This window comes from Azospirillum endophyticum, from assembly GCF_016595245.1.
In the GTDB taxonomy this organism is placed as follows: Bacteria; Pseudomonadota; Alphaproteobacteria; order Azospirillales; family Azospirillaceae; genus Azospirillum; species Azospirillum endophyticum.
The window spans coordinates 100,486-116,527 of the sequence record NZ_JAENHM010000088.1 but is presented as its reverse complement, the minus strand read 5'-3'; the positions used below and the strand labels follow the sequence as shown (position 1 = coordinate 116,527).

General features: G+C 66.6%; 11 protein-coding genes. 5 read left to right on the top strand and 6 right to left on the bottom strand.

The features are described 5' to 3' along the window. Positions 1-41 precede the first annotated feature (41 nt). On the bottom strand, positions 42-1,151 hold the full coding sequence (locus tag JHL17_RS35030; RefSeq protein WP_200199275.1) for an ABC transporter ATP-binding protein: 1,110 nt from the start codon (positions 1,149-1,151) through the stop codon (positions 42-44). A gap of 309 nt (positions 1,152-1,460) precedes the next feature. Next, entirely contained in the window at positions 1,461-2,558 is a 1,098-nt protein-coding gene (locus JHL17_RS35025) for a TRAP transporter substrate-binding protein (RefSeq protein ID WP_200199274.1), read from the bottom strand. A 482-nt stretch (positions 2,559-3,040) separates the two neighbouring features. Here JHL17_RS35025 and JHL17_RS35020 point away from each other — a divergent pair, with 482 nt between their 5' ends. Then, positions 3,041-4,741, top strand: coding sequence for a sensor domain-containing diguanylate cyclase (locus JHL17_RS35020; protein ID WP_200199273.1), 1,701 nt, complete (start codon positions 3,041-3,043; stop codon positions 4,739-4,741). Here the strand turns inward: JHL17_RS35020 and JHL17_RS35015 are convergent. From JHL17_RS35015 to JHL17_RS35005, 3 genes are all read right to left on the bottom strand, one after another. Then, positions 4,738-5,817 (bottom strand): zinc-binding metallopeptidase family protein, encoded by a 1,080-nt coding sequence (locus JHL17_RS35015; RefSeq protein WP_200199272.1) that lies wholly within the window; start codon positions 5,815-5,817, stop codon positions 4,738-4,740. The two genes, JHL17_RS35020 and JHL17_RS35015, sit on opposite strands and share 4 nt — an antisense overlap. A 188-nt stretch (positions 5,818-6,005) precedes the next feature. Then, a complete protein-coding gene (gene glgX, locus JHL17_RS35010) occupies positions 6,006-8,333 on the bottom strand; it encodes a glycogen debranching protein GlgX (RefSeq protein ID WP_200199271.1) in 2,328 nt (775 codons plus the stop codon). Between the two features lie 108 nt (positions 8,334-8,441). Continuing rightward, complete coding sequence (locus tag JHL17_RS35005; RefSeq protein WP_200199270.1) at positions 8,442-9,416, bottom strand: LysR substrate-binding domain-containing protein; 975 nt, start codon at positions 9,414-9,416, stop codon at positions 8,442-8,444. Positions 9,417-9,537: 121 nt separating this feature from the next. On the opposite strand from JHL17_RS35005, the gene JHL17_RS35000 reads away from it, so the two are divergent. Continuing rightward, positions 9,538-10,989: a catalase gene (locus tag JHL17_RS35000; protein WP_282189404.1), complete on the top strand. Its 1,452-nt coding sequence runs from the start codon at positions 9,538-9,540 to the stop codon at positions 10,987-10,989. Positions 10,990-11,172: 183 nt separating this feature from the next. Here the strand turns inward: JHL17_RS35000 and JHL17_RS34995 are convergent, their stop codons facing one another. Beyond that, positions 11,173-13,140, bottom strand: coding sequence for a methyl-accepting chemotaxis protein (locus JHL17_RS34995; RefSeq protein ID WP_200199268.1), 1,968 nt, complete (start codon positions 13,138-13,140; stop codon positions 11,173-11,175). 517 nt (positions 13,141-13,657) lie between these two features. Between JHL17_RS34995 and JHL17_RS34990 the strand changes: the two genes are divergently transcribed. The 3 genes from JHL17_RS34990 (at position 13,658) to JHL17_RS34980 (ending at position 16,003) form a co-directional block, all read left to right on the top strand. After that, positions 13,658-14,209: a hypothetical protein gene (locus tag JHL17_RS34990; RefSeq protein WP_200199267.1), complete on the top strand. Its 552-nt coding sequence runs from the start codon at positions 13,658-13,660 to the stop codon at positions 14,207-14,209. A gap of 118 nt (positions 14,210-14,327) precedes the next feature. Further along, positions 14,328-14,759: a hypothetical protein gene (locus JHL17_RS34985; protein ID WP_200199266.1), complete on the top strand. Its 432-nt coding sequence runs from the start codon at positions 14,328-14,330 to the stop codon at positions 14,757-14,759. A 176-nt stretch (positions 14,760-14,935) separates the two neighbouring features. Continuing rightward, on the top strand, positions 14,936-16,003 hold the full coding sequence (locus JHL17_RS34980; RefSeq protein WP_200199265.1) for a transglycosylase SLT domain-containing protein: 1,068 nt from the start codon (positions 14,936-14,938) through the stop codon (positions 16,001-16,003). Positions 16,004-16,042: the final 39 nt, after the last annotated feature.

The window sequence follows — 16,042 nt, the reverse complement described above, 5'->3', positions numbered from 1 at the left end:
GTTATTTCTGGAAGGCACCCTGGCCGTGAGGAAGCGGATCCTCAGACCGGATCGAGCGCCCGGCAATCCTCCGGGCGGAAAGCGATGTAAACGTCCTGGCCCGGCGCCAGGCCGGCATAGGAGCCGGCCGGCAGCTTGACCATGAATTCCGGATTGGCCGGCGTGTTCAGCACCGCCAGCGTGTGGTCGCCGAGATAGATCAGGTCGGTCAGCGTCGCCGGCAGGCGGTTGACGGCCGTGTCGCCGCTGTCGCCGGTCTCGATCGCCACGCGCTCCGGGCGGAGCGACAGCGAGGTGCGGTTGCCGGCGCCGCCGATGTTGACCGCCTGCGCCACCACCGAACCGCCGGCGTCCAGCGCGACCCGCGCCCAGCCCTGTTCGATATTTTCGACAACCCCGGTCAGAACATTGTTCTCGCCGATGAAGTTGGCGACGAAGCTGTTCACCGGCCGCTCGTACAGCGCATCCGGCCGGTCGATCTGCTGGACGATGCCGTCGTTGAAGACCGCGATGCGGTCGGACATCGTCAGCGCCTCCCCCTGGTCGTGGGTGACATAGACGACGGTCAGGCCCATCGTCTCGTGCAGGCGCTTGATCTCCAGCTGCATATGCTCGCGCAGGCGCTTGTCGAGCGCACCCAGCGGCTCGTCCATCAGCACCAGGGCCGGATTGAAGACCAGGGCGCGGGCGAGCGCCACGCGCTGCTGCTGGCCGCCGGACAGCTGGCCGGGACGACGGCCGGCGAGGGTGCCGAGCTTGATCATGTCGAGCGCCGCCGCCACCCGCTCCTTGATTTCCGCCTTGGAAATGCCGCGCACCGACAGCGGGAAGGCGACGTTTTCCTCGATCGTCAGGTGGGGGAACAGGGCGTAGTTCTGGAAGACCATGCCGATGTCGCGCTTGTGCGGCGGCGTGTTCTTGATCGGCCGGTCGCCGATGAAGATGTCGCCCTGCGTCGGCACCTCGAACCCGGCCAGCATCATCAGCGTGGTGGTCTTGCCCGACCCCGACGGCCCCAGCAGCGTCAGGAATTCGCCCTTGCGGATGTCGAGATCGAGGCTCTTCACCACGAGATGCTCGCCATCGTAGGTCTTCTGCACCCCGGAGAAGCGCACCAGGGTATCTGTCGTCGCGATCATCCCGCCGTCCATCCGTCCGCTCCCGTCACAGGCGACTGGATCCGGGTACGCCACCCCGGTCCGTCATTCTGGCCCCGACGGTACCATGCGTTTAAGAAAATAGACAAGAGGAATGACTATGACTTGATCAATTCAACAGTCTGCCGATTTTTTGTGCAAATGCGAAGGCGATGCCCACGCTCCGACCGGCAGTGTGCTCCATCCGCGTGCGATTGAGAAGACCGATGATCACGATAACGGACAGACGGAGCGACGGAAATCGACATCTGTCGACGACGGCCGGGGCGAATCGCCGCAGGCGATCCGCCCCGCACAGGGGACTCAGCGCTGCTGCGCCGCTTGGCTGTAGACGAAGCTGTCGAAGCCGTTCTCGGCGACGCGGAACCACAGCCGTTCCTGCTCCAGGAAGGGCTTCCAGCCGTCATAGACCTTCTTGAAGCGCGGGTTGCCGGCGGCGAGCTTCTCGTAGAATTCGAATGCCGCCTTCTCGCAGGCCTGCATCATGTCGCGCGGGAAGGGGCGCAGCACGGCGCCGGCGCCGACCAGCCGCTTCAGCGCTGCGGCGTTCAGCGTGTCGTACTTGGCGATCATCCAGCTGTTGGCTTCCCAGCAGGCCTGCTCCAGGATGGTCTGGTAGGATTTCGGCAGAGAGTCCCAGGCCTGCATGTTGAACATCAACGGGATCTGGGCCGACCCTTCCCACCAGCCGGGGTAGTAGTAGTATTTGGCGACCTTCTGGAAGCCCAGCTTCTCGTCGTCATAGGGGCCGACGAACTCCGCCGCGTCGATGGTGCCGCGCTCCAGGGCCGGGTAGATGTCGCCGCCGCCGAGCTGCTGCGGGACCAGCCCGAAGGGCGTCAGGATCTGGCCGACCAGACCGCCGATGCGCATCTTCAGGCCCTTCAGATCATCCAGGCTCTTGATCTCCTTGCGGAACCAGCCGCCCATCTGGGCGCCGGTGTTGCCGGCCGGGATATGGTGGATGTTGTAATCCTTGAACACCTCCCGCATCAGTTCCAGCCCGCCGCCATGCATCATCCAGGCGATGTGCTGGCGCGTGTTCAGGCCGAAGGGCATGGCGGTGTCGAAGCAGAAGGTCGGGTCCTTGCCGACGTAGAAATAGGCCGCCGACTGGCCGCACTCGACCGTGCCGTTCTGCACCGCGTCCAGCACCTGCAGCGCCGGAACGATCTCGCCCGCCGCGAAGGTGCGGATCTGGAACTTGCCGTCGGTGGCGTCGGACACCCGCTTGGCGATGAACTCTGCCGCGCCATAGATGGTGTCGAGGCTCTTGGGATAGCTCGACGCCATGCGCCACTTGATTTCGGGCTGGGAGGTCTGGGCGATGGCCGGAGCCGCGACGGTCCCGGCGGCGGCAATGCCGACGCCGGCGCTGGTGAGGAACGCACGCCGTTTCATGATGACGAATCTTCCCGATCATATGGTTCGTTGGGCCGACATGATAGCGCAACCAACCGTCCGGGGAATCCTTCTTCCGTCAGGGCAACACGGAATGCGGGGAAGATTCTTGCGGGGGAAACGAAAAATCCAGCCGCAACGGGCTGGATTTTCGGCGACGCAGCATTATTTGTTGTTTCGATCGCCTTTCAGGCGTTTCCTCCCTAAACTCGGGCCGCAGCTGTATTGCTAGCGGCCTTTTCCTTTTTCCGCAATATGCTGAAAGTCAGCCCAGCAAACTTTTTTGGTTGACGCCCGTCGGGGTGCGCTACCGCGTCCCGGCAGAGGCCTTGCGCGCTCATCCCGATCACAGCGCATCGATTAAGTTCCGGTTGACCCTTTATAAAGGGCTGGGATGATACGGTTCCCGCAATGACCGTCTCCAACCGGATCGATCTGCCCCCGCCGGATCTGACGAAGCCGTCCGAAAGGATCTTGCCGCCATGACGTCCCCTGGACAGCCGAACGGCAGCGCTGCCGCACACCGCAGCGCCAAGGGCGGTTTTTTCCCGGGTCGTGTCCGGAGCCGGGCCATCGGCCTGCGCGTCATGGTGGCGGTGACCGTCGCCGTGCTGGTGCTCGGGTCTACCCTGGTGAAGGGGCTGGTGGTCGGCAACGGCGCCGCCGACGCGCTGGCCAAGGAAATCGGCAACTCGATGACCGGGCTGGCGCAATCGCTGGTCCGGCAGCTCGATCTGACCATGTGGGCCCGCGCCAACCAGATCGCCGCGCTGTCGCGGATCGATGCGCTGAAGGACCCGACGGTGGCGCAATCGACGATCGACGAGTTGAAGCGCCGCGATCCCACCATCGCCTGGATCGGCATGACGAATGCCGGAGGCCGGGTGGTCGCCGCCTCCAACGGGCTTCTCCTGGGAGCCGACATCTCCAGCCGTCCGGTGCATCAGGAAGGCATGAAGGGCCTGTTCGTCGGCGACGTGCACCAGGCCGTGGCCCTGAAGGGCAAGGTGCCGTATTTGCAGGGGGAAACACCCAAGTTCGTCGACGTGTCCGCGCCGCTGCAGAAGGCGGACGGCAGCACGGTCGGCGTGCTGGCCGCCCATTACAGCTGGGAATGGGCCCATATCTCGATCCGGCAGCTGACCGAACCATTGGCTGACCGCAAAGGCCTGACGCTGTTTATCCTGTCGGCCGACGGCACGGTGCTGATCGGTCCCGAATCGGCCGTGGGGAAGCCCCTGCCGGTACCGACCCTGTCCGGCAAGCTGCGCGACGGCTGGAGCAGCGAGGTCTGGCCCGACGGCATCACCTATGTGACCGGGGTGGCCCACGGCAAGGGGCTGCACGATTATGCCGGGCTGGGCTGGACCGTCGTCGCCCGGCAGCCGGCGGACGTCGTCTTCGCCGAGACCAACCGGCTGCGGATGACGATCATCGGGTCCGGCACCCTGCTGGCCTTGCTGTTCAGCGTGATCGGCTGGTTCGCCGCCGGGCGGATCGCCCGCCCGCTCGGCGCCATCGCCGACGCCGCCGAGCGGATCGGCAAGGGCGGACCCGGCGCGGCGATCCCCGACGTCGGCGGGGCCGCGGAGATCCGCCGGCTTTCGGTCGCGCTGCGGGAGATGGTCGACGGCCTGACCAACAAGGACGCGGCGCTGATGCGGCTGGAGGACATCGCTTACGAGGACCGGCTGACCGCGCTGCCGAACCGGCGCTATTTCGAGCAGTATGTCGAGGCATCCACCGGCGCCGGCGGCGGATCGGCAATGGTGATGTACATCGACCTGGACGGGTTCAAGCCGGTGAACGACAGGCTGGGCCACGATGCCGGCGATGCCGTGCTGCGCCAGATCGGCGGCCGGCTCGCCAGCATCTTCCGCGACGATGACGTCGTCGCCCGGCTGGGCGGCGACGAATTCGCCGCCGTGCTCCCCCGCCGCGCCGGCCGCCCGGCCCCCGACACCGACGAGCTGGCCACCCGCATCATCGCCGCGGTCAACGAGCCGGTATCGTTCAACGGCGAGAAGATAAGGGTCGGCTGCTCGATCGGCATCGCCTCCTGGCCGGAGGACGACAGGGACATGGCGACGGTGATGCGCCATGCCGACGCGGCGCTCTACAAGGCCAAGCGCGACGGCCGCAACCGGTCGGTGCGCTGGATGCGGACCATGGTCGGCGGCTAACGCCCCTCCAACCCCCGCACCAGCCCGTTCATGAAACCCAGCTTCTCGATCACCGACGCCGACAGGATGAACGGGTAGAGGTCGGGCTGGCCCATGCTGCGGTTCAGGCTGTTCACCGCGTAGGTCAGCGGCAGCCACGGCTCGATCAGATCCTCGATCCGCCTGGCCTTGTGGGGATTGAAATCGACCTCCGCCTCCAGCTCCGCCCCCTCGGTGATGCGCGGGCGGATCCTCAGCCCGAAGGCACGGGCGGTTTCCAGCGTGTCGACGATGTGGAGGTAATGGGCCCAGGTCTCGGCGAAATCCTCCCAAGCGTGGGCGGTGGCGTAGGTGCTGACGAAGTTGGCTTGCCAGTCGGGCGGCGCGCCGTTGGCGTAATGGCGTTTCAGCGCTTCGCCGTAATCCTGCCGCTCGTCGCCGAACAGGGCGCGGAAGCGCTCCAGCAACGCCGGATCGTCGCGCACCAGCCGATCCCAGATGTAATGGCCGCTCTCGTGCCGGAAATGGCCGAGCAGCGTGCGGTAGGGCTCGCCCATCTCGGTGCGGCGCTTCTCGCGTTCGGCGTCATCGGCCTCGGCGACGTTGATGGTGATCAGGCCGTTGGCATGGCCGGTCAGCACCGGCGTCACCGTGCCGTCGGAGCCCACCGTGTCGGACAGGAAGTCGAAGGCCAGCCCTTCCTCAGGGTTCTCCATCCGGGTCTGCAACGGCAGCTTCAGGTTGGTCAGCGTGTAGAACAGGTGGTGCTTCGCCAGTTCCAGCTTGCGCCAGCGCGTCAGGTTGTCGGTGTCGGACAGGTCGGGAATGATGTGGTTGTGCCGGCAAGCGGCGCAGTGGGTGTCGGCCGAATCGGCCGGCAGCATCCAGTTGCAGGCGTCCAGCTCGGCATTCGCACAGAACTTGTAGAGCGGCTCGGTGGTGGCGAGCGCGCTCCACACGCCGTCATGGTCGGTCGGATCGATCGCCGACAGGGTCCCCGCATCGGGCAGATAGCCGAGCCGGTGCCCGCAGCGCTCGCACAGCGTGTTCTCGAAATAGAGAGGCTGGTGGCAGTTCTGGCATTCGAAGAGTTTCATGGCGGGGGGGGCTCCTGATTGCCCTCTCCCGGCCCGGGAGAGGGAGGGACCCGCCGAAGGCGGGAGGGTGAGGGGCGATCCGATAATCCAGCAGCGCATGGTTCCTTGGATCACCCCTCACCCTTCCCACCGCTTCGCGGTGGGCCCCTTCCCTCTCCCGGGACGGGAGAGGGAATTGTGGCGTCGGGTCAGGTGAGCTTCTTCGCGGAAGCTTCGCTCTTCGCCGGCGCGGGCTCCGCAACGGCTTCCACCTCGACCGGTTCCTTCGTCTCCACCGGCTTCTCCACCTCGGCACTCTCCTCGCCGTAGGACGACACCGCGGTCGGGCTTTCGGCGACATTGCGCAGCGCGCGGGCGGCGCGGCGGAGTGCGAAGGAGGTCTTGCCGTCCGGTTCCAGCGCCAGCAGCAGCAGCGAACGGCCGGTCACCATATAGCCCTCGCCGGTGTTGACGCGCGGCACCTCGTCCGGATCGGGCAGGTTGGTGTCGAGCAGACAGCGCCAGACGCTGCCGCCGGTCACCTCCGGCAGGGTGAACTCCACCACGTCATGGTGCGAATTGATCACCAGAAGCAGGGTGGCGTCCATCGCCGGGCGCTTGATGCCGCTGGCCTGGGCGCGGCCGTCCAGCAGCATGCCCAGGCAGCGGGCGTTGCCGTCGTGCCAGTTGCCCTCCTCCATCTCGTCGCCGCCGGGGGTCAGCCAAGTGACGTCCTTGACCTCGAATTCGGCATTGTATTCGCCCGACAGGAAACGGCCGCGGCGCAGCATGGGGAAGGACTGGCGCACCGCCACCACGCGGCGGACGAACTCGATCAGCGACTGGCCGTCCTCGTCGATGTCGTCCCAATTCAGCCAGGCCGTCTCGTTGTCCTGGCAATAGGCGTTGTTGTTGCCGTGCTGGGTGTTGCCGAACTCGTCGCCGGCCAGCAGCATCGGCGATCCCTGCGACAGCAGCAGCGTCGCCAGCAGGTTGCGCTTCTGCCGTTCGCGCAGGGCCTTGATCTCCGGGTCGTCGGTCGGTCCCTCGGCCCCGTGGTTCCAGGACAGGTTGTGGGAATGGCCGTCGTTGTTGCCTTCGCCGTTCGCCTCGTTGTGCTTGTCGTTGTAGGAGACGAGGTCGTTCAGCGTATAGCCGTCATGGGCGGTGATGAAGTTCACGCTGGCCCAGGGCTTGCGCCCGCGCTTGTTGAAGACGTCGGCCGAACCGCACAGCCGCGGCGCCACCTCCGGCAGCTTGCCCTCGTCGCCCTTCCAGAAGGCGCGGACGGTGTCGCGGAACTTGTCGTTCCACTCCGCCCAGCCCGGCGGGAAGTTGCCGACCTGATAGCCGCCGGGACCGCAGTCCCACGGCTCGGCGATCAGCTTGACGCTGTTGAGGATCGGGTCCTGCAGGCAGCTGTCGAGGAAGCCGCCGCCCTCGTCGAAGCCGTAGGGCTCGCGGCCGAGGATGGTGGCGAGGTCGAAGCGGAAGCCGTCGACATGCATCTCCGTCGCCCAGTAGCGCAGGCTGTCGGTGACCATCTGCAGCACGCGCGGATGGCTGAGGTTGACGGTGTTCCCGGTCCCCGTCTCGTTGATGTAGTAGCGCTTCTGGTCCGGGAGCAGGCGGTAGTAGGAGGCGTTGTCGATGCCCTTGAAGGACAGGGTGGGCCCGCGTTCGTTGCCCTCGGCGGTGTGGTTGTAGACGACGTCGAGGATCACCTCCAGCCCGCCATTGTGGAGATGGGCGACCATCTCCTTGAATTCCTTGATGGCGTTCCCGGACGCGGCATAGCGCGGTTCGGGCGCGAAGAAGCCGATGGAGTTGTAGCCCCAGTAGTTGGCGAGATTCTTGTCGACCAGATGCTGGTCCTGGACGAAGGCGTGGACCGGCAGCAGTTCGACCGAGGTGACGCCGAGCGAGCTGATGTAGTCGACCACCTCCTTCACCGCCAGACCGCCATAGGTGCCGCGCAGGCTGTCGGGCACCGCCGGGTGCAGCTTGGTGAAGCCCTTCACATGGGTTTCGTAGAAGATGGTGCGGTCCCAGGCGATGCCCGGCTTGTGGTCGCGGCCCCAGGTGAAGGCGGGGTCGATCACCTTGCATTTCGGCATGAAGGGCGCGCTGTCGCGCTCGTCGAAGGTCAGGTCGTCGCCCGATTCCATCACATAACCGAAATGGGCCGGGTTCCAGCGGATCTCGCCGACCAGCTCCTTGGCGTAGGGGTCGAGCAGCAGCTTGTTCGCGTTGAAGCGGTGGCCGTTCTCGGGCTCGTACGGCCCATGGACCCGGTAGCCGTAGAGCAGGCCGGGGCGGGCGTCGGGCAGGTAGCCGTGCCAGATCTCGTTGGTGAATTCGGGAAGCTCGATGCGCTCAAGCTCCTCCTCGGTGTTTTCATCGAACAGACACAGTTCGACCTTGGTCGCGTTGGCGGAAAACAAGGCGAAGTTGACGCCGAGCCCATCCCATGTCGCGCCCAGCGGAAAGGGCAAACCTTCACCGAGCCGTGTTGCCTGCCTCAGGATATTTGCCATGATCGCCCGTTTCTCCGCCTGGATCGAAAGTCGCACCCGTTCCTCTGGACAGTGAGGAGCATGGGCCGTGCCTTCAACCCGGCCGATGGGCGCTTGTTCCTTCCCCCGTCACTCGTCTCTTTGGAATAGGACGGCTTCCGTGCCCGGCGGCGGATCGCGGCGCAGCAGGTCCGCCAGATCGCGCAGGCCGCGGGCGCGCGGGTCGCTGGCCCGCCGGACCAGACCGACGGTCCGGCCAGGCGGGCGGACGCCATTGCCGGGGGTATCGAAGGGCCGATACTCCACCAGCCCGCCGACGCCGACGGTCCGGCGGTCCTGTCCCGCGCCATCCTGTCCCATGGCCGCCAGCAGCGGCATCAGCGTGCAGCCGGCGCCGGCCGCCACCATGTGGCGCAGCGTCTCCAGCCCGGTGGCGTGGACGCCGCCACCCCGCGCACTCAGACCGCAGGCGGCCAGCGCCTGATCGCGCAGGCAATGTCCCTCCTCCAGCAGCAGAAGCTCCGACGGATCCAGATCCGCCAGCGACAGGTGGGGAGCCGAGCCGAGGCGATGGCCGGCAGGATGGGCGAGCAGGAAGGGTTCGAAGAACAGCGGCTCGGCGACCAGCCCGTCGGTCTCCACCGGCAGGGCGAGCAGCACGGCGTCGAGCCGGCCGTCGCGCAAATCCTCCAGCAGGCTGTCGGTGCGGCCCTCCGACAGGATCAGGGTCAGCTCGGGCCAGGCCTTGCGCAGCGGCGGCAGGATGTGGGGAAACAGGTAGGGGCCGAGCGTGTGGATCGCCGCCAGCCGCAGCCGCCCGGTCAGCGCCCCCTCGGATCCGTCGGCCAGCGCCAGCAGGCGCCGCGCCTCCTCCAGCACGGTGCGGGCCTGCGCCACCACGGCCTCGCCACGCGGGGTCAGCAGCACTTTGCGGCTGGTCCGCTCGAACAGCGAGAGGCCGAGCGCCTCCTCCAGCTTCCGGATCTGGGCGCTCAGCGAAGGCTGGCTGACGGCGCAGCGTTCGGCGGCACGGCCGAAATGGCGCAGCTCGGCGACGGCGACGACATATTCCAGGTCACGCAGGGACAGGCCGGAGAGATTCATAGACGACGCCTATTGGTCCATTTCCTTCTATGTCTTGGATATATCGTTCAAGACGCCGGATAACCAGAGGCGAGACAATGACACCACGTCGAACGACACCGCCTTCGAGAGGATGACCCCGATGAGCACCCTGACCACCAGCTTCGGCCAGCCCGTTCCCGACAACCAGAATTCGCTGAGCGCCGGGCCGCGTGGTCCGCTGCTGCTCCAGGACTTCCACCTGATCGAGAAGCTGGCCCACTTCAACCGCGAACGCATTCCCGAGCGCGTGGTCCACGCCAAGGGCGCCGGCGCCTACGGCACCTTCCGCGTCACCCGCGACGTGACGCAATGGACGAAGGCCGCCTTCCTGTCGACCATGGGCAAGGAGACCGGCGTCTTCCTGCGCTTTTCCACCGTCGGCGGCGAGAAGGGCTCCGCCGATGCCGCCCGCGATCCGCGCGGCTTCGCCGTCAAGTTCTATACCGAGGAAGGCAACTACGACCTGGTCGGCAACAACACGCCGGTCTTCTTCCTGCGCGATCCGCTGAAGTTCCCCGACTTCATCCACACCCAGAAGCGCAACCCGGCGACCAACCTGAAGGACCCCACCGCGATGTGGGACTTCTTCTCGCTGTCGCCGGAGACGATGCACCAGCTGACCATCCTGTTCAGCGACCGCGGCACCCCGCGCGGCTATCGCCACATGGACGGCTTCGGCAGCCACACCTTCTCGTGGATCAACGCGGCGAACGAGCGCTTCTGGGTCAAGTACCACTTCAAGACCCGCCAGGGCATCCAGAACCTGACCGCCGAGCAGGCGGAAACCATGAGCGGCATCGACCCCGACCACGCCACCCGCGACCTCTATGCGTCCATCGAGGACGGCGATTTCCCGGCCTGGACCGTCTCGGTGCAGATCATGCCGGAGGCCGAGGCCGACGGCTACCGCCTCAACCCGTTCGACCTGACCAAGGTCTGGCCGCATGCCGACTACCCGCTGATCGAGATCGGCGAGCTGGTGCTGAACCGCAATCCGCAGAACTTCTTCGCGGAGACCGAACAGGCCGCCTTCAGCCCGGCCAGCGTCGTGCCCGGCGTCTCCTTCAGCCCCGACAAGATGCTGCAGGGCCGGCTCTTCGCCTATGCCGACGCCCACCGCTACCGGCTGGGCGGCAACTACGACCAGATCCCGGTGAACAAGCCGCAGGGCAGCCCGGTCCACAACTACCAGCGCGACGGCGCCATGCGGGTGGACGGCAATGGCGGTGGCCGGCCGAACTACGAGCCGAACAGCTTCGGGGGCCCGACCCAGACCGGGGTGCCGAGCGAGCCGCCGCTGCGCATCAGCGGCGACGCCGCCCACTACGACCACCGCGAAGGCAACGACCACTACGCCCAGGCCGGAGCCCTGTTCCGCCTGATCGGCGGGCAAGCCCAGGACCGGCTGATGGACAACATCGCCGGCAGCCTGCGCAACGCCCCGCTGCACATCCAGCAGCGCCAGCTGAAACACTTCCTGGCCGCCGACCCGGCCTATGGCGAGGGCGTGGCCAATCGCCTGGGCCTGAGCGTGGCGCAGGCCGCCGAATGACACGCCTGTGAGATGGTGTTGCCGGCCCTTCCGCGGGTTCGCGGAGGGGCCGGATCGGGAGGCCGCATCCAGCGGCGCGGCATGATTGCCGGCATCCAGCCGCGCATATTCCCGATACACCTACGGTCCTCTTCCCGGCATGGGGAGAGGACCGTTCTTATTCCAACGGCTTGCCGCCCGCCGTCATGCCGCCCGGACGCTGTCGAGGAAGCCCCTGACCTCGTCCGCCAGGACCTCCGCCTGGTGCGACAGTTCACGGGCGGCGCCGAGAACCTCGGTCGCCGCCGACCCGGTCTCGTTGGCGGCCTCGCGGACACCGACGATGTGAGAGGAGACCTCCTGGGTCCCGACGGCCGCCTGCTGGACGTTGCGCGAGATCTCCTGCGTGGCGGTGCCCTGCTCTTCGACCGCCGCCGCGATCGCCGCAGCGATCTCGCTGATCTCGCCGATCACGCCGCCGATCCCCTTGATGGCGTCGACGGCGCCGTTCGAGTCCTGCTGCATCTGGGAGATCTGCTGCCTGATCTCTTCCGTCGCCCGCGCGGTCTGGGTGGCGAGCACCTTGACCTCGGACGCCACGACGGCGAAGCCCTTCCCGGCCTCGCCGGCCCGCGCCGCCTCGATCGTGGCGTTCAGCGCCAGCAGGTTGGTCTGGCTCGCGATGTCCTGGATCAGGTCCACCACCTGCCCGATCCGCTTGGCACTGTCGGCCAGCTTGCGCACGGCCTCGTCGGTCTGCCGCGCATCGGTCACCGCCTTGCCCGCGACGCCTTGCGACTGCGACGCCTGGCTGCCGATCTCGGTGATGGAGGCGGCAAGTTCCTCGGTCGCCGCCGCCACCGTCTGGACATTGGCGGAGGTCTGCTCGGAGGCCGCGGCCACCGCCGCGGATTGCCGGTTCGTCTGCTCCGCGGTCGACGACATCGACCCGGCGGACGCCTCCATCTCGGTGGCCGCCGACGACAGGGCCCCGACCAGCCGGCCGATCCTCTCCTCGAAGCGGTCGGCAAGGCCGAGCATCGCCGCCCGCCGCTCCTCCTGGCCGCGCTGCTTCAAAAGCTCCTGCTCGGTCCGCAGCGCCTCGGTTTCGATCATGCCGCGGCGGAACACCTCCAGCGCATCCGCCATGGCGCCGATCTCGTCGCGGCGCCCGATCCCGGACACGCGGATGTCGGTGTTCCCCTTGGCGAGGTCGCCCATCGAGACGGTCATCGCCTGGATGGGGCGGGCGATTCCCCGGTTCACCAGCCAAGCGACGCAAAGCGCCATCGCGAGCACCGCTACTCCGATCAGGATCGCCGAGCTCCGCGCCTGCGCGATCTGCGCGTCGAATGCGCTCCGATCCATGGCGATGGTGTAGAAGCCGATCGCGGTGCCGCGATAGTCCCGCACCGGAGCGAGCCGCAGGGCGTAGCTGATGCCGCCGAGCTGGTATGTCTGCACTTCCGATTCACCAAGCAGGGCCTGCTTCATCAGATCCTGTCCGACGGGGGGCGCCTCGCGGAAGGTCGAGGCGAAGGTTTCGAAGCCACCGTCCTTTGCGATGTGGAAGGCGACCTCGGCTCCGGTCTCCTTGTTGAAGGCCTCGAAGAAAGGTTTGCCGAAGGACAGGCCGACCTCGAAGGAGCCGATGTGGGTCCCCTGGCTCGTCATCGGCACGACGCCGCGGATGCCGAGGCCCTCCACCCCATTCTCCAGCCCGAAGACCGGCTTGCGGGTCTTGTTCACCTCGACGACCGTGAAGCGGAACGAGGACAGGTCGTCCCCGAACTTCTCCGGACGATGGACGCGCAGGAAGGAGGCCGAGGACGGCGTGTGGAACTGCATCTGGGTGACGCCATGCTGTTCCTTGAGGTCCTTGAAACCCGGCACCAGCATGGCCGCCAGACGACTGCGGTCCTGTGCGGCGAACGCCGCCTGGATTTCGCCGTTCCCTGCCAGACCCTGGGCAAGCGTCAGGGCACGCCGGGCTTCGCTCGAGACATTCGCATCCAGGAATTCCTGGAACGTCCTCAGTTGATTGTCCGCCGCATGTTCGACGAGCAGGCGGCTGAGCCACAGATTGCTGAGCGTGGTCGCACCGATCGCCAACACGACGCTTCCGGCCAGAGCGACCGCCAAACGGGTACCGATCTTCATTCCGCGGAACATGCTCGCTCTCCAGAGTGGGCCGCAGGATCGGCCAGGCTGACTGGGCCATACCGTCACTGCTTGCTGGTAGATCAACTACGGCCGGAAATTATGAAGAAAATACTAAATGTACTTGGTTGCTTCCACTATTACACAGGTCCATTCCGTCCTGTTTCCCAATAACCTGCACTGATCAAGGACGAACTGCACATTTTGCGTGCAGATACTCCATGCCTGATCCATGGTCGGCGTCGATGGGCCTGTGCGTTGCCCTGGAGCCACGCTGCCCCCAACGCCATTTATTTCAAAATCTATAAAATTGTGTCTATTTGTTCTACCATGCAACAGCTTGTGTCATGAATGATGACGACCCGATCTCACCTGGTCCGCAACGAAGCGGTGGTTGACCAACCGAACATTGCTTTGAGAGCATCGGCACAGCCGAAAGTCGAATGGAGTCCGGGAAATGCCAGTCAACGACGCGCCGAACGGAGCGGTGGCCGAATCGAATTGCGCCGTCTGCGCCCTGGCCGGCCTGATGGACGAAAGCTACGGCGTCATCATGCAGGACCTGAACACCATCGTCGGCGGCAACGTCAACGCTCCGTTCAGCGGCGAATTCGTTTCGCAAATCTTCGTCCGGTACCAGGAAAGGAGAAACGGAACGAAGATCGACTCCGCCCGCTACATCCAGGGACAGGTCGATGGAATCGTCAGCTATCTCCGCTCACGCGGTTGCCAGAACATCGCCGTGACCGGCTCGCAGGACAATCCGTTGATGATCCCTGCCGCAGAGCATTTCATGAACGGATATCCGGACGGAGCCTACTTCCTCGTTCTGGTGGGAAAATACAACAGCGACTTCCGGCAGATCGTCGGCGCCCATTGGATCGCGGCGGTACGCGACAATGGGCAGCTGACCTATTTCGACTATCAGACCGATGTTCCTCCAGGCGCCGCGCAGTTCAGAAGGTCTCATGGTTTTCCGACGGGATTTGCCGGCGTCCACACCTCGAACCAGCCCTTGAGGCCGTTCTTCAAACCGGCCAAGGCCTCCGACCGCATGATCGTCGTGGCGTTTCGCGATTGATCCCGGCGGGTTGGGGCATGCACGCTCCACCCGAATGGTGTGATCTCCGCATGGGGGCAGACAAATCCCGTCGAGCCGTCCTAAAGTCCGCCTTCAGCGCGACAGCGATGAAGATGGCATGGGACGGGACCAGGACACCGAGAGATCGACCAGTGCGCTGACCGGAAAAGGGCTGGACACCCTGCTGGCGGCGGCGGAGTCGCTGCCGCATGCGCAGGAGGATGCCTGGCGGCTCGACCTGCTGCGGGTGGCGCTGCGCATCGCCCGCTCCACCGAGGATCTGGCGGACCTGGAGCGCGCCAACCTCGCCTTCAAGGCATTGCCGCGCCGGCTGCGCAACCCGCTGGTCGATCGTGCCGCCATGCTCGCGCGGCGGGAGGCGGAGCGTGCCCAGTCAGCGGTGGAGCCGGAAGAGGGGCCGAAGCCCGGCGGCCTGCTGGGCGGGCTGTTCGGACGGGGTGGCGGCCGTCCCAGCCGGAAGACCGCCAAGGAACGACTGCTGCGCGAACTCGCCACCCGCCGCGACCCGGACGACGACCGGGAAAGCTGATCCCCGGACGGCAGATGCCCGTCCGGCCGCTTGCCGTCCGAAGGACTCACCCGCCCCTCTCCCTCCGCGCTCTCCGGCCGCGTCGAAGGTCACAGCTGGGACGGTTTACGGCGGGCCTGGAATGTGCAAATGTCGCTACCTCCAAATCGGGCTTATCCTAAAGATTGAACTGAACGATGACCGGGGGTTCCGTGCGTCGCCTGAAGCCGTTGCTGACCTGCGCCGCCTTGACTGCCCTGCTGAGCGCCTGCGCCAGCGGCGGCGACACACATCGCGTTGCCTCTCCGGCGGAGATCGACGCCCATGTCTCGGAGGCGTCCAAGCGCTTCGACATGCCGGAGCTGTGGATCCGCGAGGTTATCCGCCAGGAGAGCGGTGGGCGCACCACCGTCAACGGCCAGCCGATCGTCAGCAAGGCCGGCGCCATGGGCCTGATGCAGGTGATGCCCGCGACCTATGACGAAATGCGGCGCAAGCACAATCTGGGCTCCGACCCCTTCGATCCGCACGACAACATCATCGCCGGCACCGCCTATCTGCGCGAGATGTACAACCTCTTCGGCGCGCCGGGCTTCCTCGGCGCCTACAATTGCGGTCCGGGCTGCTACGGCGACTATCTGGCCGGCAAGCGCGGCCTGCCGGGCGAGACCAAGCGCTACATCGCGTCGGTCGGCCCGCGGCTGAACCGCACCCCGGCGCCCAACGGCGCCGACATCGTGCTGGTCAGCGCGCCGCCATCCACCTCGTCCGATTCGCCGCCGGATTACGGTTCGCCCTATGCCCGGCCGTCCTCGTCCTATTCGGCACCCTCCAAGCCGGCCCCATCCTACGCGCCGCCGGCCGACAGCCGCCCGGTGGCGAGCCGGCCGCCGATCGCCGTGGCGTCCCTGCCCTCCCCGGCGCCGGCGGTGCGCGTGGTGGCTCCCGACACCTCCACCCCCGATGCCCCGGCCCCGCGTCCGGTGGCGACGATGGCCGGCGCCGCGACCGCCGGCGGCGGGGTGTGGACGGTGCAGCTCGGTGCCTTCCGCTCGCCCGACGACAGCCAGCGCGTGATCGACCGCGCCCGCACCTCCGTGCCGTCGCTGTCGCGCTCGCAGCGCATCGTGCAGGCGGTGGACACCCAGACCGGACCGCTCTACCGCGCCCGCCTGTCCGGCCTGTCGCAGCAGGATGCGGCCAGCGCCTGCAACGGGCTGGTCACCATCGGCATGGCCTGCTTCGTGGTGGCGCCCGGGGCCTGAGGTGGCCCCATCCCGCCGCACCGCCGAAGGATGACGTCC